At 69.0% G+C, this 18,623-nt stretch carries 14 protein-coding genes; 11 read left to right on the top strand and 3 right to left on the bottom strand.

What is annotated here, in order from left to right:
- Positions 1–11 precede the first annotated feature (11 nt).
- The 4 genes from pdhA to E3N86_RS07850 all read left to right on the top strand — a co-directional run bounded on the left by pdhA (position 12) and on the right by E3N86_RS07850 (position 4,523).
- The gene (pdhA, locus tag E3N86_RS07865) at positions 12–1,121 is read left to right on the top strand and encodes a pyruvate dehydrogenase (acetyl-transferring) E1 component subunit alpha (RefSeq protein WP_134511710.1); all 1,110 of its coding nucleotides are present in this window, start codon (positions 12–14) and stop codon (positions 1,119–1,121) included.
- The gene (locus E3N86_RS07860) at positions 1,121–2,215 is read left to right on the top strand and encodes an alpha-ketoacid dehydrogenase subunit beta (protein ID WP_104101123.1); all 1,095 of its coding nucleotides are present in this window, start codon (positions 1,121–1,123) and stop codon (positions 2,213–2,215) included. Before pdhA ends, E3N86_RS07860 begins: the two co-directional genes overlap by 1 nt.
- Positions 2,212–3,675 (top strand): dihydrolipoamide acetyltransferase family protein, encoded by a 1,464-nt coding sequence (locus E3N86_RS07855; protein WP_134511709.1) that lies wholly within the window; start codon positions 2,212–2,214, stop codon positions 3,673–3,675. The genes E3N86_RS07860 and E3N86_RS07855 overlap by 4 nt, the downstream gene beginning before the upstream one ends.
- 185 nt (positions 3,676–3,860) lie before the next feature.
- A complete protein-coding gene (locus tag E3N86_RS07850) occupies positions 3,861–4,523 on the top strand; it encodes a VOC family protein (protein WP_134511708.1) in 663 nt (220 codons plus the stop codon).
- 244 nt (positions 4,524–4,767) lie between these two features.
- On the opposite strand, the gene E3N86_RS07845 is transcribed toward E3N86_RS07850, so the two are convergent.
- Positions 4,768–5,379, bottom strand: coding sequence for a TetR/AcrR family transcriptional regulator (locus E3N86_RS07845; protein WP_134511707.1), 612 nt, complete (start codon positions 5,377–5,379; stop codon positions 4,768–4,770).
- Positions 5,380–5,500: 121 nt separating this feature from the next.
- Between E3N86_RS07845 and E3N86_RS07840 the strand changes: the two genes are divergently transcribed.
- The 5 genes from E3N86_RS07840 to E3N86_RS07820 are packed head-to-tail and all read left to right on the top strand — an operon-like array spanning position 5,501 to position 11,835.
- Entirely contained in the window at positions 5,501–7,108 is a 1,608-nt protein-coding gene (locus E3N86_RS07840) for a carboxyl transferase domain-containing protein (protein ID WP_104101127.1), read from the top strand.
- 8 nt (positions 7,109–7,116) lie between these two features.
- Entirely contained in the window at positions 7,117–9,315 is a 2,199-nt protein-coding gene (locus E3N86_RS07835; protein WP_134511706.1) for a biotin carboxylase N-terminal domain-containing protein, read from the top strand.
- Positions 9,312–10,478: an acyl-CoA dehydrogenase family protein gene (locus E3N86_RS07830; RefSeq protein WP_134511705.1), complete on the top strand. Its 1,167-nt coding sequence runs from the start codon at positions 9,312–9,314 to the stop codon at positions 10,476–10,478. The genes E3N86_RS07835 and E3N86_RS07830 overlap by 4 nt, the downstream gene beginning before the upstream one ends.
- A gap of 11 nt (positions 10,479–10,489) precedes the next feature.
- Positions 10,490–10,975, top strand: coding sequence for a MaoC family dehydratase (locus E3N86_RS07825; protein WP_134511704.1), 486 nt, complete (start codon positions 10,490–10,492; stop codon positions 10,973–10,975).
- Complete coding sequence (locus E3N86_RS07820; RefSeq protein ID WP_134511703.1) at positions 10,972–11,835, top strand: CoA ester lyase; 864 nt, start codon at positions 10,972–10,974, stop codon at positions 11,833–11,835. The genes E3N86_RS07825 and E3N86_RS07820 overlap by 4 nt, the downstream gene beginning before the upstream one ends.
- Positions 11,836–12,107: 272 nt before the next feature.
- On the opposite strand, the gene E3N86_RS07815 is transcribed toward E3N86_RS07820, so the two are convergent.
- The gene (locus E3N86_RS07815; RefSeq protein WP_134421035.1) at positions 12,108–12,611 is read right to left on the bottom strand and encodes a glutathione peroxidase; all 504 of its coding nucleotides are present in this window, start codon (positions 12,609–12,611) and stop codon (positions 12,108–12,110) included.
- A 332-nt stretch (positions 12,612–12,943) separates the two neighbouring features.
- On the opposite strand from E3N86_RS07815, the gene E3N86_RS07810 reads away from it, so the two are divergent.
- Positions 12,944–14,632 (top strand): ribonuclease J, encoded by a 1,689-nt coding sequence (locus tag E3N86_RS07810; RefSeq protein ID WP_233191417.1) that lies wholly within the window; start codon positions 12,944–12,946, stop codon positions 14,630–14,632.
- Positions 14,633–14,767: 135 nt separating this feature from the next.
- On the top strand, positions 14,768–16,810 hold the full coding sequence (locus E3N86_RS07805; RefSeq protein WP_166785048.1) for a transglycosylase domain-containing protein: 2,043 nt from the start codon (positions 14,768–14,770) through the stop codon (positions 16,808–16,810).
- 183 nt (positions 16,811–16,993) lie between these two features.
- Here E3N86_RS07805 and E3N86_RS07800 read toward each other — a convergent pair whose 3' ends face one another.
- Entirely contained in the window at positions 16,994–18,613 is a 1,620-nt protein-coding gene (locus E3N86_RS07800) for a peptide chain release factor 3 (protein ID WP_134342213.1), read from the bottom strand.
- Positions 18,614–18,623: the final 10 nt, after the last annotated feature.

The following is an 18,623-nucleotide window of genomic DNA, read 5'->3' as shown; positions in this document are numbered from 1 at the left end:
GAGCGCATCTGATGCACACTGTCCACACCGGGGAGACCCCCGACATTCTTCTGCAGCTGCTGAGCCCCGAGGGGATGCGGCTGGCCGACGCCGATCTGGATCCCTGGGTCGCGGAGGTGACCGGGGCCGACCTCGCGGCGCTTTACCAGGACATGGTGGTGGTGCGCCGCATCGACGCCGAGGCCACGGCGCTGCAGCGTCAGGGAGAGCTGGGGCTCTGGCCGCCGTTGCTCGGCCAGGAGGCCGCGCAGATCGGCTCGGGCCGCGCGCTCCGCGCCGACGACTTCGTCTTCTCCAGCTACCGTGAGAACGCCGTCGCCTGGTGCCGGGGCATAGCGCCCACCGACATCCTCCGGGTGTGGCGCGGCACCGCGCAATCCGGCTGGGACCCGCTGGTGTACCGAATGGCGACGCCCAGCATCATCATCGGGGCGCAGACCCTGCACGCCACGGGCTGGGCGATGGGAGCCGTGTTCGACGGCGCGGACTCGGTGGCCGTGGCCTACTTCGGCGACGGCGCGACCAGCGAGGGCGACGTCAGCGAGGCGCTCGTGTTCGCGGCGAGCTTTCAGGCGCCGGTGGTCTTCTTCTGCCAGAACAACCACTGGGCCATCTCCGAGCCGGTCGGACTGCAGACCCGCTTCGGCATCGCCGGCCGGGCCCCCGGGTTCGGCATTCCCAGCCTCCGAATCGACGGCAACGACGTCCTGGCCGTGATGGCCGCGACCCGGCTGGCCCTGAACCGGGCCCGCACCGGGGGAGGCCCCACCTTCATCGAAGCTGTCACCTACCGGATGGGCCCGCACACGACCGCGGACGACCCCACTCGCTACCGGCCGGCGGCCGAACTCGAGGAGTGGGCGAAGAAAGACCCGATCCTGCGACTGCGACGGCTGCTCGACTCTCTCGGCCTGTTCACCCCCGAGCTGGAGTCTGAGACCCAGGCTGTGGCCGACGCCACGGCCGCCGAGCTGCGCGCCGGCTGCATCGGCCTGCCTGACCCGGAGCCGTTGACCGTGCTCGCCAACGTCTACGCCACCCCGCACGCCGGGGTCGACCGCCAGCGTGCGGAGTACGCGGCCTACCTGGCGAGCTTCGAGCCGACCGGAGGGAAGGTCTGATGTCAATCGAAACCATCCGGAGTGCTCCGGCTACACGCGCGAACGGCTCGACGCCGGTGCCTGCGACGCCGGTGCCTGTGACGCCGGTGTCGCCGATCGAGGCGGCGCTGACGGACACGAAGACCCTGACCCTGGCCAAGGCGATCAACGCCGGGCTGCGCCAGTCCATGCTCGACGACCCGAAGGTGGTGCTCCTCGGCGAGGATATCGGCGCCCTCGGCGGCGTGTTCCGGGTGACCATCGACCTGCTCGCCGAGTTCGGGCCGAACCGGGTCGTCGACACCCCACTGGCCGAGTCCGCCATCATCGGCACCGCGGTGGGGCTGGCGTACCGCGGCTACCGCCCGGTCTGCGAGATCCAGTTCGACGGCTTTATCTTCCCCGGATTCGACCAGATCGTCAGCCAGGTGGCCCGGTTCCACTACCGCACCCAGGGGGCCCTGCGCATGCCCATTACCATTCGGGTGCCGTTCGGCGGCGGCATCGGCGCCGCCGAGCACCACTCCGAATCGCCCGAGGCCTACTTCACGCACACCTCGGGCCTGCGCGTGATCGCGGTCTCGAACCCGCAGGACGCCTACAGCCTGATCCGCCAGGCGATCGCCTCCGACGACCCGGTCCTCTTCTTCGAGCCCAAACGCCGCTACCACGTTGCCGGCCCGGTGACCCCGCAACTCGGCGAGCCCTTCGAGAGTGCCCGGGTCGTGGCCGCCGGCACCGACGTCACGCTGATTGCCTACGGAGCGCTGGTGACCACGGCGACGGATGCCGCGCTCGCCGCCGCCGACGAGGGCATCTCGGTCGAAGTCATCGACCTGCGCTCGCTCTCGCCCATCGACTACGCCGCCGTCGAGGCATCCGTTCGCAAAACCGGCCGGCTCGTCGTCACTCACGAGGCCGCCCGCTCGGGCGGGCTGGGTGGCGAGATCATCGCCGAGGTCACCGAGCGCTGCTTCGACTACCTCGAGGCCGCACCGGTGCGGGTCACCGGCTTCGACATCCCGTACCCGGCGGCGAAGTTGGAGAGCCACCACCTGCCCGACCTCGACCGCATGCTCGATGGGGTCGACCGAGTGCTGGGACGACGACGATGATCAAGGTTTTCAGGTTGCCCGACCTCGGCGAGGGGTTGACCGAATCGGAGATCGTTGCCTGGCGGGTCGCGCCCGGCGACACGGTGACGCTCAACCAGCTCATCGCCGAGGTCGAGACGGCCAAGGCCGTCGTCGAGTTGCCGTCGCCCTTCGCGGGTGTGGTCGCCGAACTCCACCAGCAGCCCGGCACCACCGTGCACGTGGGTGACCCGATCGTCTCCTTCGAGGTCGCCGGCGCCGAGCCTCCCTCAGTTCCTTCGGCCGCTTCTCCCGCCGATGCGGCTTCTGCGCCTCCTGCTGGTCCTACGGCTCCTGCTGGCGAGCCCGAACGGCTGGCCGTGCTCGTGGGGTACGGCGCAGCGGTCGAGCGTGGCGGGCGGCCGCAGCGACGGGCCCGCGCGGGGGCGACGGATGCGCCGGGCCGGGCCGGGGTCTCTACTCCGGCAGCGAGGTCGACGTCGGCGCCTGCCTCGACGTCGGCGCCGGCCTCAACGTCGGCCGCGTCACCCGCGGCTCGGGAGGTGCCGGCTACCGGGGAGCGCCCGCGGTCCACGCCGCCGGTGCGCGCGCTGGCTCGCACACTGGGCGTCGACCTGACCCAGGTGACCGGGACCGGTCCGACGGGCTTCATCATCCGGGAGGACGTGGCGGCGTACGCCGCCCCCGCAGCCCTCGGCGTCTGCCACACACCGAACGAACCGGGACTCGAGCTCGGGCGCGCCGAACCGGATGACCGGCCCCCGGCATCCGTGCCCCGTGCCCGAGAAACCCGCAGCCCGATCCGGAGTGTGCGCAAGCAGACCGCCGCCGCCATGGTGCAGAGCGCCTTCACCGCGCCGCACGCCACGGAGTTCCTGACCGTGGATGTGACGCCGACGATCGAGCTGATCGACGCACTGAAACGCGACCGGGGGTTCGCCGACGCGCGCATTGGCGTCCTTGCCGTGGTCGCGAAGGCGCTCTGCCTCGCCGTCGCCCGCACGCCCGAGGTCAACACCCGCTGGGACGAGGCGGCCGGCGAGATCGTGCAGTTCCATTACGTGAACCTCGGCATCGCCGCTGCCACGCCGCGCGGGCTGATCGTGCCCAACATCCCGGATGCCGACCGGCTGGCTCTCGCCGACCTCGCCGCGGCGCTCGCCGCGCTGACCAGCGCCGGCCGGGCGGGAGCGACCAGCCCGGCCGCCCTGCACGGCGGCACGATCTCGATAACCAACATCGGCTCGTTCGGCATCGATGCGGGCACGCCGATCCTGCCTCCGGGGGAGGCCGTGATCCTCGCGCTGGGAGCGATTGCGCCGCGGCCGTGGGAGTATCGCGGCGAGGTCGCGCTGCGGCAGGTGGTCACTCTCAGCGTCGCCTTCGACCACCGTCTCGTCGACGGAGAGCAGGCGGCTCGGTTCCTGACCGACGTCGCCGGCATCCTAGCCAACCCCGCGCGCGCCCTCGCCCTCCTCTAGGAGTCAGTGGTCAGCCCCTAACGAATTCGACGGAGATTTTGCTCCCACAGCCCGAAATTTGGGTAAAGACGGGCATTTTTCCAAAAATCTCCGTCGAATTGGTTCGCAGCCTGCGGGAGCCGGCCGGCAACGGATGCCCCCGAGCGCGCCTTGACGGGGCTCGGACCGCGCAGCAGAGTGGGGGGATGAAATCACCGGGCACCCTCCTCACCCCTCTCGACACCGAGTCCGTGCTCGCCGGCGGAGCCTTCGTCCACCTCGACGGCGCCCTGCACGGCTCGTTCACGACCCGGGACTTCGCCTCGGCTGTGCGCCTGGTCGACCAGGTTGCCGAGGCGGCGGATGCGATGAATCACCACCCCGACGTGCGGCTCGGCTACGGCCAAGTCGGCTTCCGCCTTTCGTCCCACGACGCCGGCGGCGTGACCGACCGCGACCTGCGGCTTGCGCTGCGCATCCAGGAACTCGCGGATGCGCAGGGCGCCGACCGTGCGCCGGTGCGGCCGGCCCGCTACGACGTGGCGATCGACTGCACCGACGCCGAAGCGATCCGGCCGTTCTGGCGGGTGGGTCTCGGCTACGTGGAAATCGACAGCGAGGGCGAGATCGAACTCGTCGATCCACACGGCCAGGGCCCGCGGGTCTGGTTCCAGACGATGGATATCGCTCGCACCGAGCGCAACCGCATCCACCTCGACGTGTATCTGCCCACGATCGACGCCGAGTCCCGGGTGCAGGACGTCATCGCCGCCGGCGGCGATCTCCTCACCGACGAGCACGCCCCCGACTGGTGGGTCCTGGCCGACCCTGAGGGCAACGAGCTCTGCGTCTGCACCACCGTCTCCTGAGCCGGCGACTGAGCCCGCGACTAATTCGTCTGATGGCTCGTGGACTGAGCCGCTAAGCCCCGGCTACCGCCGAGATCGACACTTCCGGTCGAGGTCGACAGACACACCGGTTGATCTTGACCAGAACGGTCGACGTCGATGGATGCCCGGCTTAGGCCGGCGCGAGCCCCCGCCCGCGAGGCTTAGGCCGGCGCGAGCCCCCGCCCGCGAGGCTTAGGCCGGCGCGAGCCCCCGCCCGCGAGGCTTAGGCGGGCGCGAGCCCCCCGGCCCCGAGCGCCGCGAGCGCCATCTCCTCGAGCAGCGGCCGCACCTTGCCGCTCGGCGACGCCGGCAGCGTGTGCGGGGTCGAGTTCAGTAGTCCGAACGTCGCCTGGGCACGGATGCGCAGCAGCTGCGCATCAACCTCGGGGTGCACTTGCCCGAGCACGCTCACCCACAGCTCCACGTAGGTGCGCTGCAGGGCGCGCACCTGGTGCCGGTCCGGGGCGGCGAGGCTGTCCAGGTCCCGGTCCTGCACGCGGATGACGTTCGGATGCGAGAGGGCGAAGTCCGTGTGGAAGCGCACCAGCGCGTGGAGTGCGCCCGCGGCATCCGGAGCGCCCGTGACCACGGCCTGCCCGCTCGCCACCAGCGTCTCGCTGACCTCCACCAGCAGCGCGGCCAGCACGGCCGGCTTGCCGCTGAAGTGCCGGTAGACGGCCGGTCCGCTCACGCCGACGGCCGCGCCGAGGTCCTCGATCGACACCCCGTTGTAGCCCGACCGGGCGAACAGCGTGGCGGCGGCCCCGAGCAGTGCCTGCCGCCGGTCGGCCTTGGCCTGGCTCCGAGCCGTCGGCGAGGACGGGAGGACTCCCATTCGGTGCTCCGTTCACGCGGAAACTCTGGACAACTCAGTTATGAACCGCTAACCTGACTTTCGGTTAGTGCACGCTAACTGTACCGGCTGAACACTCAAGCGGGAAAGCGGGAAGTCGTCGATGGAGACACTCGCGAGTCTGATCGACTCGACCAGTCCGGCCTTCGACGCGAACGCCACCGCCCACCGCGAGCTCGTCGCCGACCTGCGCCGCCGCCTCGCCGTCGTCGCCCTCGGCGGTCCCGAGGCCTCCCGCCAGCGCCACCTCGCCCGTGGCAAACTGCTGCCGCGCGAACGCATCGACCGGCTGCTGGATGCCGGCAGCCCCTTCCTCGAGATCGCGCCCCTGGCCGCCACCGGACTCTACGGCGACGACAGCCCCGGTGCCGGCCTGATCGCCGGGATCGGGCTGATCCACGGCCGCCACGTGCTCGTCATCTCCAACGACGCCACCGTCAAGGGCGGAACCTACTACCCGATGACGGTCAAGAAGCACCTCCGGGCGCAGGAGATCGCATTCGAGAACCGGCTCCCGTGCGTCTACCTGGTCGATTCGGGCGGGGCCTTTCTGCCGCTGCAGGACGAGGTCTTCCCCGACCGTGACCACTTCGGCCGCATCTTCTACAACCAGGCCCGGATGTCGGCGGCCAAGATCCCGCAGATCGCCGCCGTGCTGGGATCCTGCACCGCGGGCGGCGCCTACGTGCCGGCGATGAGCGACGAAACCGTGATCGTGCGGAACCAGGGAACAATTTTCCTCGGCGGCCCGCCGCTGGTGAAGGCCGCGATCGGCGAAATCGTCACGGCCGAGGAGCTCGGCGGCGGTGACCTGCATGCCCGCACCTCCGGGGTGACCGACCACCTCGCCGAGGACGACGAGCACGCACTCCAGATCGTGCGCGACATCGTGCGTTACCTGCCCGCGCCTCCGCCGCCGGCCTGGCCGCGGCTGCCGGCCGTCGACCCCGTTGCCGACCCGGCCGAGCTCTACGGCGCGGTGCCGACCGACCCGCAGGGCCGCTACGACGTGCACGAGGTGATCATGCGTCTGGTTGACGGCAGCGAGTTCCATGAGTTCAAGAAGGAGTACGGTACGACCCTGGTCACCGGCTTCGCGCATCTGCATGGCCATCCTGTCGGCATCATCGCCAACAACGGTGTGCTGTTCTCCGAATCCGCCCTCAAAGGGGCACACTTCATCGAGCTGTGCGATCAGCGCGGCATCCCGCTGCTGTTCCTGCAGAACATCTCCGGTTTCATGGTCGGCCGCGACTATGAGGCCGGCGGCATCGCCAAGAACGGCGCGAAAATGGTCACCGCCGTCGCCACCGCGCGCGTGCCCAAGCTCACGGTCGTGATCGGCGGGTCGTTCGGCGCCGGCAACTATTCCATGTGCGGCCGCGCCTACTCGCCCCGCTTCCTCTGGATGTGGCCGAACAGCCGCATCTCCGTGATGGGCGGCCCGCAGGCCGCATCCGTTCTCGTCACCGTCAAACGCGAGCAGCGGGAGAAGGCCGGCCTGCCCTGGTCGACGGATGCCGCGGAGGAGGTCACCGCGCCCGTCACCGCCCAATACGAGCGGCAGGGCAGCCCCTACTATTCGACCGCCCGGCTCTGGGACGACGGGGTGATCGACCCGGCCGACACCCGCACCGTGCTGGGCCTGGCCCTCGACGTTGTTTCCGGGCCACCCCTGCCCGAGACCGCTTTCGGCCTCTTCCGGATGTGAGGCGCACCATGACACCGAACGCACCGACACCGAACGCACCGAAACCGAACGCACTGACACCGCGCTTGACACTCTTCGAGACCGTGCTGGTCGCCAACCGCGGCGAGATCGCCTGCCGCATCATCCGCACCCTGCGCACGATGGGCATCCGTTCGGTGGCCGTCTACAGCGACGCCGACCGTGATGCGCTGCACGTGAGCCTCGCGGACGCCGCGGTGCGCCTCGGCCCGGCCGCGCCCCAGGCGAGCTACCTGAACATCGACGCGATCCTGGCGGCCGCGGCGGCCACCGACGCCGACGCCGTGCATCCCGGCTACGGATTCCTCAGTGAGAACGAGGCCTTCGCCCGCGCCTGCGCCTCCGCCGGCCTCGTCTTCGTCGGACCGGGTCTGAACGCCCTTGCCGTGATGGGCGACAAGATCCGCGGCAAGAACCATGTCGCCGACAGCGGTGTGCCCGTCATTCCCGGGTTCTCCCGGCCCGGCCAGACCGACGACCAGCTCATCGCCGCCGCCGTGGAGGTGGGCTACCCGCTCCTGATCAAACCGTCCGCGGGCGGCGGCGGCAAGGGGATGCTGCGGGTCGACGCCGCGGGCGAGCTCGCCGCGGCGCTCGTCACGGCGCGGCGCGTGGCGCAGGGCGCGTTCGGCGACGACACGCTGCTGCTCGAGCGCTTCATCGATCAGCCCCGGCACATCGAGGTGCAGGTGCTCGCCGACGCTTCGGGCGCCGTGATCCATCTCGGTGAGCGCGAGTGCTCCCTGCAGCGCCGCCACCAGAAGGTGATCGAGGAGGCTCCGTCGCCGCTGCTCGACCCGGCCACGCGTGCACGCATCGGCGAGGCAGCCTGCCAGGCCGCCCGGAGCGTCGGCTACACCGGCGCCGGCACGGTGGAGTTCCTGGTCTCCGATGCGGCCCCGGACCAGTTCTTCTTCATGGAGATGAACACCCGGCTGCAGGTGGAGCACCCGGTGACCGAGCTGGTCACCGGCCTCGATCTGGTCGAGTGGCAGCTGCGCATCGCCGCGGGGGAACCGCTGCCGCTGACCCAGGCGGAGGTGGTGCTCACCGGGCACGCGATCGAGGCGCGCCTCTACGCCGAGAACCCGCCGCGCGGTTTTCTTCCCAGCCAGGGCACCGTGCGCAGCCTGTCCGAACCGGTCGGCGAGGGCATCCGGGTCGACAGCTCGCTGCGTCCGGGCCTGCCGATCTCGGGGGTCTACGACCCGATGCTCGCCAAGGTGATCGCCTGGGGTGCTGACCGCGCCGAGGCCCTCGCCCGCCTCGACCGGGCACTCGCCGACACCGTGGTGCTCGGGGTGCACACCAACGTGGAGTTTCTCCGGTTGCTGCTGCACAACCCCGACGTGCGTGCCGGTCGCCTCGATACCGGCCTGATCGAGCGCAGCCTGCCCGGTCTCGGACTCCGGGGGATGCCCGGGCAACCGCTGCCCGACCACCTACCGGCCGCCGCGGCCCTGTTCCTGCACGCGCGCGCCACCGCCACCGCCCGCACTGACGCCGCGGGCGCCGATGCCGCGGGCACCGGCACGACGAGCGCCGCCGCCGGCCTGTGGGCACAGCCGAGCGGCTGGCGGCTCGGTCCGGCCCGGCCGGTGCACTACAGCCTGCGGGTCAGCGCCACCGAAACCGTCGACGTTGCCGTGCTGACCGGCCCGGACGGCTTGACCGTGGCCGTCGACGAACGGATGCCCGTTCCCGGCCGACTCGCGCCCGTCACCGGCCACGCCGACACCTTCGCCTGTGAACTGGGCGGCCGCCTTGAGGTGCTGCAGCTCGTGTCCGACGGCCCGCGCCTCTGGCTCGGCCAGAGCGGTTTCGGCACCGAGCTGGTGCACCGCTCCCGGGCCGAGCAGCTCGTCGACCGCCTCACCGGCCTCGACCGGGCCGGGGGAGAGGCCGGGGCGGCCCGGCCGGAGGTGCGCTCGCCGATGCCCGGGACCGTGGTTGCCGTGCACCTCGCCACGGGCGACCTGATCGTCGCCGGCCAGCGCATCCTCACCGTGGAGGCCATGAAAATGGAGCACCATCTGCTGGCCGAAACGGATGGCCGGCTCACCATCGGCGTGCGCCCGGGTGACCTCGTGCGCCTCGACCAGATCGTCGCCACAGTCGCCGCCACCGCCGTGACCACCGGGACGGAAGCCACACCACCAGCCACGCCAGTCAAGGGAGACCCAACGTGAAACAGGAACTGACCGAGCAGCAGCAGCAGCTCAGCGACACCGTGCGCGACTTCGCCGACATGGTCGTAGCGCCGGCCGCCTACGAGTACGACACCAAGCGCAGCCTGCCCTATGACATCGTCGCCCAGATGGGGGAGTTGGGCCTGTTCGGCCTGCCATTCCCGAAGGAGTACGGCGGCCAGGGCCAGGACTACTTCGCGCTCTGCCTCGCGGTCGAGCAGCTTGCCCGGGTCGACCAGTCCATCGCCGTCACCCTCGAGGCCGGCGTGGGGCTCGGCATCATGCCCGTCTACCGGCGCGGAACCGAGGCGCAGAAGCAGGAGTGGGTGCCGCTGCTGACCAGCGGGCGTGCGCTCGCCGCGTTCGGGTTGACCGAGGCGGATGCCGGCTCCGACGCCGCCGGCACGAAGACCACGGCCGAGCTTTCCGGCAGTGAATGGGTGATCAACGGCACGAAGCAGTTCATCACCAACTCCGGTTCCGAGATCACCCGGCTGGTCACCGTGACAGCCGTCACCGGCGAGTCCGAGCGCCCCGACGGCTCGGTGAAGAAGGAGCTCACGGCCATCCTCGTGCCCACCCCGACCCCGGGGTTCACGGCGCTGCCGGCTTATGACAAGGTGGGCTGGCACACCTCCGACACGCATCCGCTGCTCTTCGAGAACGTGCGCGTGCCCGAGGCCAACCTGCTCGGCGAACGCGGCCGCGGCTTCGCCAACTTCGTGCAGACCCTCGACGAGGGGCGCATCGCCTTCGCCGCGCTGTGCACGGGTGCGGCGCAGGGCTGCCTCGAGGAGTCCATCCGTTACGCCAACACCCGCAATGTGTTCGGCCGGTCGATCGGCTCCAACCAGCACATCGCGTTCAAGATCGCACGGATGCAGGCTCGCGTGTACACGGCCCGCCTCGCCTACTACGACGCGGCCATGAAAATGGTGCATGGACACCCCTTCAAAATGGAGGCCTCGATTGCCAAAATGGTGGGAAGCGAAGCCGCCATGGACAACGCCCGCGACGCGACCCAGATCTTTGGCGGCTACGGGTTCCTGAACGAGAACCCGGTGGCGAGGCACTACCGCGACTCGAAGGTGCTCGAGCTCGGTGAAGGCACTACCGAGGTTCAGCTGATGGTCATCTCGCGGGCGCTTGGGTTCACCGGTTAGGCGGGAGGAAAATGAGCGACGAACGACGCACGATCGAGCAGCGCGGGCTGTATTACGAGGAATTCGATCTCGAGGCCCGCTACCGGCACAGCCCCGGTCGCACGGTGACCGAGGCCGACAACGTGCTCTTCAGCACGCTGACCATGAACTCGCAGGCACTGCACCTCGACGCGGCGTGGGCGGCCACCCAGCCGTTCGGGCAGCGCCTGGTCAACTCGATGTTCACGTTGGCGACGCTGGTGGGCAGTTCGGTCGCGCAGCTGACGCAGGGCACGATCGTGGCGAACCTCGGCTTCGGGGAGGTGACGTTCCCGCATCCGCTCTTCCACGGCGACACCCTCTACTCCGATACGATCGTCACCGCCCTCCGGCTGTCGGCGTCCCGGCCGGGCCAGGGGCTGGTCACGCTTCGGCACACCGGTCGTAACCAGGAGGGCGACGTGGTGGCCACGGCCGAGCGCACGGTGCTGGTCTGGTGCCGGGCGGCCGTCCAATGAGCTTCGACCTTGGACCCGCGCTGCTGTTCTGCCCGGCCGACCGCCCCGACCGGTATCGCAAGGCGGCGGAGCGGGCGGATGCCGTGATCCTCGACCTGGAGGATGCGCTCCTGCCCGGCAACCGGGCACGCGCTCGCGGCCTGCTGGTCAGCCATCCGCTCGACCCCGAACGCACTGTCGTGCGCGTCAACCCGGCCGACACGCCCGACTTCCAGCTTGACCTCGCCGCCCTCGACGACACCCTGTACCGCTACGTGATGCTGCCGAAGACCGCGAGCGCCGCCCACCTCGCCGCTCTCGCCCGGTTCGAGGTGATCGCACTCTGCGAGACCGCCGCGGGGGTGCTCGCCGCCCCCTCGATTGCGGCCGAGCCCAATGTGGTGGCGCTGATGTGGGGTGCCGACGACCTGGTGGCCTCGCTCGGCGGCAGCTCGAGCCGGTTCCCCGACGGCAGCTACCGCGCCATCGCCCGCCATGCTCGGTCCGCTGTGCTCCTGGCGGCCGGGGCCAACGACAAGGCGGCCGTGGACGGCGTGTTCTTGGCCATCCCCGACCTCGAGGGTCTGCAGGCCGAGGTGGTGGATGCGGTCGCGAGCGGATTTCGCGCCACCGCCTGCATCCACCCCAGCCAGGTGCCCGTCATCCGGGCCGCCTACCGGCCCACGCCTGCCGAGGTCACGGCGGCGTGGCAGATCCTGGAGGCGGCCGCGGGAGAGGGGGGCGTGTTCGCCTACCAGGGGCGCATGATCGACGCACCCCTGCTGCGCCACGCCGAGGCGGTGCTGCGGCGGGCGGCGACCGTCCCGCCGGAACCGGGATTTCCGACGGGATCGGCTCCGGCCGACTCGGTGGACCACTAGCTGCCTCTGTTCGGCGTCGAACTCGTTCACGGCGCAGCGCGGGGCGACCGCTGATTGCCCGAACCGCGTAAGCCCTGCGGCATATCCGTGGCGCCTTGTGGCTTAGTCAGGAGATACGTCTGGCCACGCCGGGCATCCACGCCGGTTCCGCACTGGTCCGGGGCGGCAGGTTCACGAGGGCGACGGATGTCCTGAGTTGACCACACGCGCGGGCTCGTCCTGGGCCCATCCACCCCGGGGGAGCCAGGGGCGTCAACCGGCTCGGTGGGCTCTTAGGCGGCGTTGGCCGCGAGGGTCTTCTCGATCGCCTGCACGATCTCGTCGGACTCCGGCTCGACCGTCGACGCGAAGCGGTTGACGATCTCACCCTCGGGACTCACCAAGAACTTCTCGAAGTTCCACTTGATCAGACCGGGCAGCAGGCCCGACTTGAACTTGGTCAGCTGAGCGTAGAGCGGGTGCTGGTGCCTGCCGCGCACGTCGACCTTCACGCTCAGCGGGAAGGTGACGCCGTAGTTCTTCTGGCAGAACGACTCGATGTCCGCCTCGGCCCCTGGCTCCTGTCCCATGAACTGGTTGCAGGGAAGGCCGAGCACGACGAGTCCCTCGTTTTGGTACTTCTGGTAGAGCGCTTCGAGACCGGCGTACTGCGGAGTGAACCCACATTTCGAGGCGACGTTCACGACCAGGACGGCCTTGCCGCCGAACTGGCCGAAGGTCGTTTCCGTGCCGTCGATGAGGGTGAGTGGGGTCGAATAGAGCTCTGAGGCAGACATGCGGCTGACGCTACCGGTGCTGCCTTCGAGAAGGCTGGGCAGGGGAGCGGTGAAGGGGCTGACCAGGCTGCGATAGAATGAGGAGTCATGAGCATCATCGGTGCCCTCTCGACTGCCGTGTCGATGACTTCACGGACCTGACGCCACCGCCTTCGGACTCAGCCTCGACTCCGACCCGATCGGACATTAGCGTCCGCCCCGGGCGCGGCCGCCCGAATCCAGACTTTGCACGATCTGTTCACCAGAACATCCGTTCACCAGGACCCGACCACGGTCCACTACGCGAGACACGCCCGCGACGCGCGCGTTTTCACATTGAGAAATGAGTTTTTTTGACCAAGCACCCGCTCGACCTGTCCACGCCGCCGCAGCTGCCCAGGCGCGGCCTCCGCGTCACCCCGCTCGGCGGTCTCGGCGAGATCGGCCGCAACATGACGGTCTTCGAACACAAGGGCAAGCTCCTGATCGTGGACTGCGGCGTTCTCTTCCCCGAAGAGACCCAGCCCGGCATCAACGTGATCCTGCCCGACTTCTCGTCGCTGCGCGACCGCCTGCAGGACATCGAGGCCATCGTGCTCACCCACGGCCACGAAGACCACATCGGCGGCGTGCCGTACCTGCTGCGCGAGCGCAAGGACATCCCCGTCATCGGATCACAGCTGACCCTGGCCTTCGTCACAGCGAAGCTCGAAGAGCACCGCATCACGCCGCGCCTGATCGAGGTCAAGGAGGGTCAGCGCCGCAAGGCTGGCCCGTTCGACCTCGAGTTCCTCGCCGTCAACCACTCGATCCCCGACGGACTCGCCGTCGCGATCCGCACTGAGGCCGGCCTCGTGCTCGTCACCGGCGACTTCAAGATGGACCAGTTCCCCCTCGACAACCGCCTTACCGACCTCCCCGGCTTCGCCCGGCTCGGAGAAGAGGGCGTCGACCTGTTTCTGACCGACTCGACCAACGCCGAGGTTCCCGGGTTCACGGTGACCGAGGAAGACATCCGCCCGGCCATCGACGCCGTCTTCCGCACCGCTCCTCGCCGGATCATCGTCTCCAGCTTCGCCAGTCACGTGCACCGCATCCAGCAGGTCATCGACGCCGCCGCCCGCCACAACCGCAAGGTGGCCTTCGTCGGCCGCTCGATGGTGCGCAACATGGGCATCGCCGAGAAACTGGGCTTCCTGCAGGTGCCCAAGGGCCTCCTGGTTGACGTCAAGGCCTTCGACCGGATGAAGGACGACAAGGTCGTCCTGATCTGCACCGGTTCGCAGGGTGAGCCCATGGCCGCGCTGGCCCGCATGGCCAACCGCGAGCACACCATCAAGATCGGTGAGGGCGACACCGTTCTGCTGGCCAGTTCGCTGATCCCCGGAAACGAGAACTCGATTTACCGGGTCATCAACGGCCTCACCCGTTGGGGTGCCAACGTCGTGCACAAGGGCAATGCCAAGGTGCACGTCTCCGGCCATGCGTCGGCCGGCGAACTCGTCTATGTCTACAACATCGTCAAACCCAAGAACGTCATCCCGTACCACGGCGAATGGCGCCACCTCAAGTCCAATGCCGATCTGGCCATCCGCACGGGCGTCCCCGAGGACCAGGTCCTCGTCGTCGAAGACGGCGTGGTCGTCGACCTCGTCGACGGTGTCGCGAAAGTCACCGGCCGCGTGGCTGCCGAGCTCGTCTTCGTGCACGGTATGACGGTCGGCGGCGGCGGCTCCGAGGAGGCTCTCGCCGACCGCGTGCAGCTCTCCAACGACGGCGCGGTCACGATCCTCGGCATCCTCGACACCCGAACCGGGCTTCTCACCGAGCCGGTCGAGTTCATCGCCCGCGGCTTCGTGCAGGACAACGAGTGGATCCAGGGCGCGACCAAGTCCATCGATGACGCCCTGCGCGCCGCGAACAAGGTCAAGATCGTCAACGGCGCAGAGCTCGAAGACATCTTCACGCAGAGTCTGACCCGCTGGATGCAGCGCAAGTACCGCCGCATCCCGGTCATCACCTCGGTCGTCGTCGACGCCTGATTGTAGCCGCCGGGCCGCCGGGCCGTTCGGCCCGGTGGCCCTCCCGCTTCCTTCGCAACCAGAAACGACTCGGCGCTCATGACCCCTGAAATGTCCGGTAGGAAGAACGCCCGTCGGTCCCGACGGCGTTCGCGTGTGCTGATCGCGCTCGGTGTCGTCGTGGCCCTGCTGGCGACGACGGCGATCGTGGCCGTGGTCAATCTGCCCGACGACCTGTCAATCGGCCGGTTGTCGCAGAAGAGCAACATCTACGCCACCGCGAGTGACGGTTCGCCCTATCTGCTCGCCTCCTTCTATGACCAGAACCGGGTCGAAGTGAGTTCGGATGCGATCAGCCAGTACGTGAAGGATGCGGCGACCTCCGGCGAGGACCCGGGATTCTACGAGCACGGCGGCGTGAACATCTGGGGCAGCCTCACCGGCGCCGTCACCACGCTGTTCACCGGCGACGTCCGCGGCGGATCCTCGATCACCCAGCAGTACGTGAAAAATGTGCTCGTGCAGCAGTGCGAGTCCCTTTCCGACGACGCCGAGCGCATGACCTGCTACGACGCGGCCACGGAGACCAGCCCGTGGCGCAAACTCAAGGAAATGAGCCTCGCCGTCGGTCTGGAGAAGAAGTCCTCCAAGGACGACATCCTGCGGCAGTACCTGAACATCACCGGCTTCGGTGGATCCGTCTACGGCATCGAGGCGGCCGCCAACTACTATTTCAACACGACCGCGGCCGCGCTGACGCTGCCGCAGGCCGCGAGCCTCGTTGCGATCGTGAACAACCCGGTCAAGTTCCAGCTCGATGAACCCGACAGCACGACCAACGGCGCCGCCAACGGGTACGCGGCCAACAAAGAACGCCGTGACTACATCCTCGACGAGATGCAGGAGAATGAGAAGATCAGCACGGCGGACCACGACGCCGCGATCAGCGCTCCGATCGAACCGACCATCACCGAACCGAGCACGGGGTGCCGCACCGCGGGCGGAAGCGCCTACTTCTGCGACCTGGTGCTCCAGACCCTCCGGAACGATCCGGCCTTCGGGGCGGATGCCGATGCCCGCCTGGCCAACTTCCGGCTCGGCGGCTACAACGTGTACACGACCCTCGACCCCGACCTGCAGAGCGCGGCAGAGAGCACCATGGCCGAGAACGTGCCCAAGACCTTCGAGGACTGGGATGTCGGCGGCGTGATCACGAGCGTGGGCGTCGGTACAGGGCGGGTGCTGGCCATGACCCAGAACAAGGACTATAGCCAGGACCCGGCCGACACCGGAGCGAACTTCACCGGCATCAATTACAACACCGATCTCGACCAGGGCGGCTCCAACGGATTCCAGACCGGGTCGACCTACAAGGTTTTCACCCTCGCCGAATGGCTCACTCAGGGTAATTCGCTCGCCGACTCGGTCAGCGCCTGGGAACGCGACGAGTGGGGAACCTTCGAGGACAGTTGCAACGGTCCCCAGGACTACGGCGAGAGCTTTGCGCCCGGCAACGACTCCTCCTCGGATGACGATTCCTCCTATTCCGCCCTGGAATCGACCATCGACTCGATCAATACCGGCTTCATCGGAATGGCCAAGGAACTCGACCTCTGCGGCATCCGCAAGACGGCCGAAGCCTTCGGCGTGCACCGCGCCGATGGTGGCGCGCTGGAACAGGGCGCGTCCGCGGTGCTGGGCACCAACGAGATCGCGCCGCTGACGATGGCCGCCGCCTACGCGGGGATCGCCAACAATGGCGTCACCTGCACGCCGATCGTGATCGACCGGATCACCGGCCCCGACGGAGCCGAACTTCCCGCCCCGCAGTCGAATTGCACGCAGTCCGTCACCCCCGAGGTTGCCGCGGCCATGAGCTACGCGATGGAGCGCGTGATGACCAGAGGCTCGGGTAGCCCGTCGTACTACGACACCGACCCGCAGGTGCCGATGATCGGCAAGACCGGCACCACCGATGAGAACAGGGACACCTGGATGGCCGGTGCGAGCACGAAGGTCGCCACCATCGTGGGCGTCATGAACGTGTCCGGGGTCGGCGAAGACCAGCGGGAGACATATTTCGAGAGCGGGCAGGCGGCCACGGCCCGGCACCGGATGTGGCCCGAGATGATGGGCGTCGCCAACGAAAAGTACGGCGGAGACGAGTTCACGGAGCCGCCGCGCGACCTGACCCGCTGACCCCATGCCCGACGGCATCCGCCTGACCGCTGCCCTCGTGCTGGCCGCTGCCCTCGCGGCGTCAAACCAATGCGACGGAGATTCTTGCCTGAATCCGGTTTTCCGGCCGGTTTGGGCCGGTTTTCGGCAGAATCTCCGTCGAATTCGTTCGGGCTGCTGGCCTGCGAATCAGGACCGACTCGCCTAGTACGCGGCGGGGACCTCGTTGCTGCCCGTGGCGAGGTCTTCCAGCATCAGCTCGGGGTGGTCGCGCACGGTGTTGCGCAGCCGCCACGGAGTGCTGAACAGGGCGAGCAGCGTGCCGTCGGAGCGCATCAGCACCTCGACCTGGCGGTCGTGGCCGAGGATCTCGGCGCTCGCGCGGTCGGTGCGCCGGGCCAGCTGGTAGGGCAGAGCCTCGGTGCGAATGGCGGCGCCGAAGTCGTGGGTCATCCGTTCCTCCACAACCTCGAACTGCATCGGCCCGACCGCGCCGAGCACCGGCGCCTGGTCGCCGCGCAGCTCCGACCGCAGCACCTGAATGACACCCTCGTGGTCAAGCTGGTCTATGCCGCGACGGAACTGCTTGTGCTTGCTGGAGTCCGCCGACCGCACCACCCGGAAGTGCTCGGGCGCGAACATCGGCAGCGGCGGGTATTCCACCGGTTCGATCTCGAAGATCGAGTCGCCCACCCGTAGGGCGGAGGCATTGACCAGGCCGACGATGTCGCCGGGCCAGGCCTCGTCGGCCACCTCCCGCTCGCGCCCGAACAGGTGCTGCGCGTACTTGGTGGCGAACGGCCGCCCGCTGGCCGCGTGGGTCACGATCATCCCGCGCCGGAACTGACCCGAACAGACCCGCACGAACGCGACGTGGTCGCGGTGCGAGGCGTTCATACCGGACTGCACCTTGAACACGAAACCGGAGAAGGCGCTGTCCACGGGGCGGTGGCCACCGGATGCGTCCTCCCGGGCTTCCGCGGCCGGCGCGAAGTCCACGAGGGTGTCCAGAATGTGCTGCACGCCGAAGTTGAGCACGGCCGCGGCGAACAGCACCGGGGTGGTCTCGTTCGCGAGGAAGCGGGCCTCATCGTGGTCCTGGCTCTCCTCGGCGAGCAGCTCGGACTCCTCGGTGGCGGTGACCCAGGCTGCGCCCTCCTCGGCGGCCGCGACGGCCACGCTCAAGCGCTCGGGTTCGGCGGCTTTCGTTCCGCCGGCGGTGCGGTGAAAGCGGATGAATTCGTGCGAGGACCGGTCGATCACGCCGCGGAAGTCACCGGCGATCCCGACGGGCCAGGTCAGGGGAGTGGGTAGGAGTCCCGTGCGCTCCCGGATCTCGTCCATCAGGTCCAGCGCCTCGGCACCGGGACGGTCCCACTTGTTGATGACCGTGATCACCGGGAGGCCGCGCTGCTTGCACACCTCGAAGAGCTTCATGGTCTGCACCTCGAGACCCTTGCTGGCGTCGACGAGCATGACTGCGGCGTCGACGGCGGAGAGCACGCGGAAGGTGTCCTCGGAGAAGTCGGCGTGCCCGGGGGTGTCCACCAGATTGATCACGGTGTCGCGGTACTCGAACTGGATCGCCGCGCTGGTCACGGAGATGCCGCGGGCCTGCTCCATCGCCATCCAGTCGGAGACGGTGCCGCGTCGGCCGGCCTTGCCGTGCGTGGCGCCGGCCGTGGTGATGGCCCGCGCGTGCAGCAGCAGGGCCTCGGTGAGCGTCGACTTCCCCGCGTCGGGGTGCGAAATCACGGCGAACGTGCGTCGCCTGCGCGCTTCTTTCAGTACCTCGGGCGTGGACACGCCGGCGAGCTGCGTCATGGATCCTTCT

This window comes from Cryobacterium sp. Hz7, assembly GCF_004402815.1.
GTDB lineage: Bacteria > Actinomycetota > Actinomycetes > Actinomycetales > Microbacteriaceae > Cryobacterium > Cryobacterium sandaracinum.
The sequence above is the reverse complement of the archived record's forward strand: the minus strand, read 5'-3'. Positions and strand labels throughout refer to the sequence as shown.

Excerpts from the sequence above, each read along its gene's own strand:
- pdhA (WP_134511710.1), top strand. The coding sequence starts at position 12 with ATGCACACTGTCCACACCGGGGAGACCCCCGACATTCTTCTGCAGCTG.
- E3N86_RS07860 (WP_104101123.1), top strand. The coding sequence starts at position 1,121 with ATGTCAATCGAAACCATCCGGAGTGCTCCGGCTACACGCGCGAACGGC.
- E3N86_RS07855 (WP_134511709.1), top strand. The coding sequence starts at position 2,212 with ATGATCAAGGTTTTCAGGTTGCCCGACCTCGGCGAGGGGTTGACCGAA.
- E3N86_RS07850 (WP_134511708.1), top strand. The coding sequence starts at position 3,861 with ATGAAATCACCGGGCACCCTCCTCACCCCTCTCGACACCGAGTCCGTG.
- E3N86_RS07845 (WP_134511707.1), bottom strand. The coding sequence starts at position 5,379 with ATGGGAGTCCTCCCGTCCTCGCCGACGGCTCGGAGCCAGGCCAAGGCC.
- E3N86_RS07840 (WP_104101127.1), top strand. The coding sequence starts at position 5,501 with ATGGAGACACTCGCGAGTCTGATCGACTCGACCAGTCCGGCCTTCGAC.
- E3N86_RS07835 (WP_134511706.1), top strand. The coding sequence starts at position 7,117 with ATGACACCGAACGCACCGACACCGAACGCACCGAAACCGAACGCACTG.
- E3N86_RS07825 (WP_134511704.1), top strand. The coding sequence starts at position 10,490 with ATGAGCGACGAACGACGCACGATCGAGCAGCGCGGGCTGTATTACGAG.
- E3N86_RS07820 (WP_134511703.1), top strand. The coding sequence starts at position 10,972 with ATGAGCTTCGACCTTGGACCCGCGCTGCTGTTCTGCCCGGCCGACCGC.
- E3N86_RS07815 (WP_134421035.1), bottom strand. The coding sequence starts at position 12,611 with ATGTCTGCCTCAGAGCTCTATTCGACCCCACTCACCCTCATCGACGGC.
- E3N86_RS07800 (WP_134342213.1), bottom strand. The coding sequence starts at position 18,613 with ATGACGCAGCTCGCCGGCGTGTCCACGCCCGAGGTACTGAAAGAAGCG.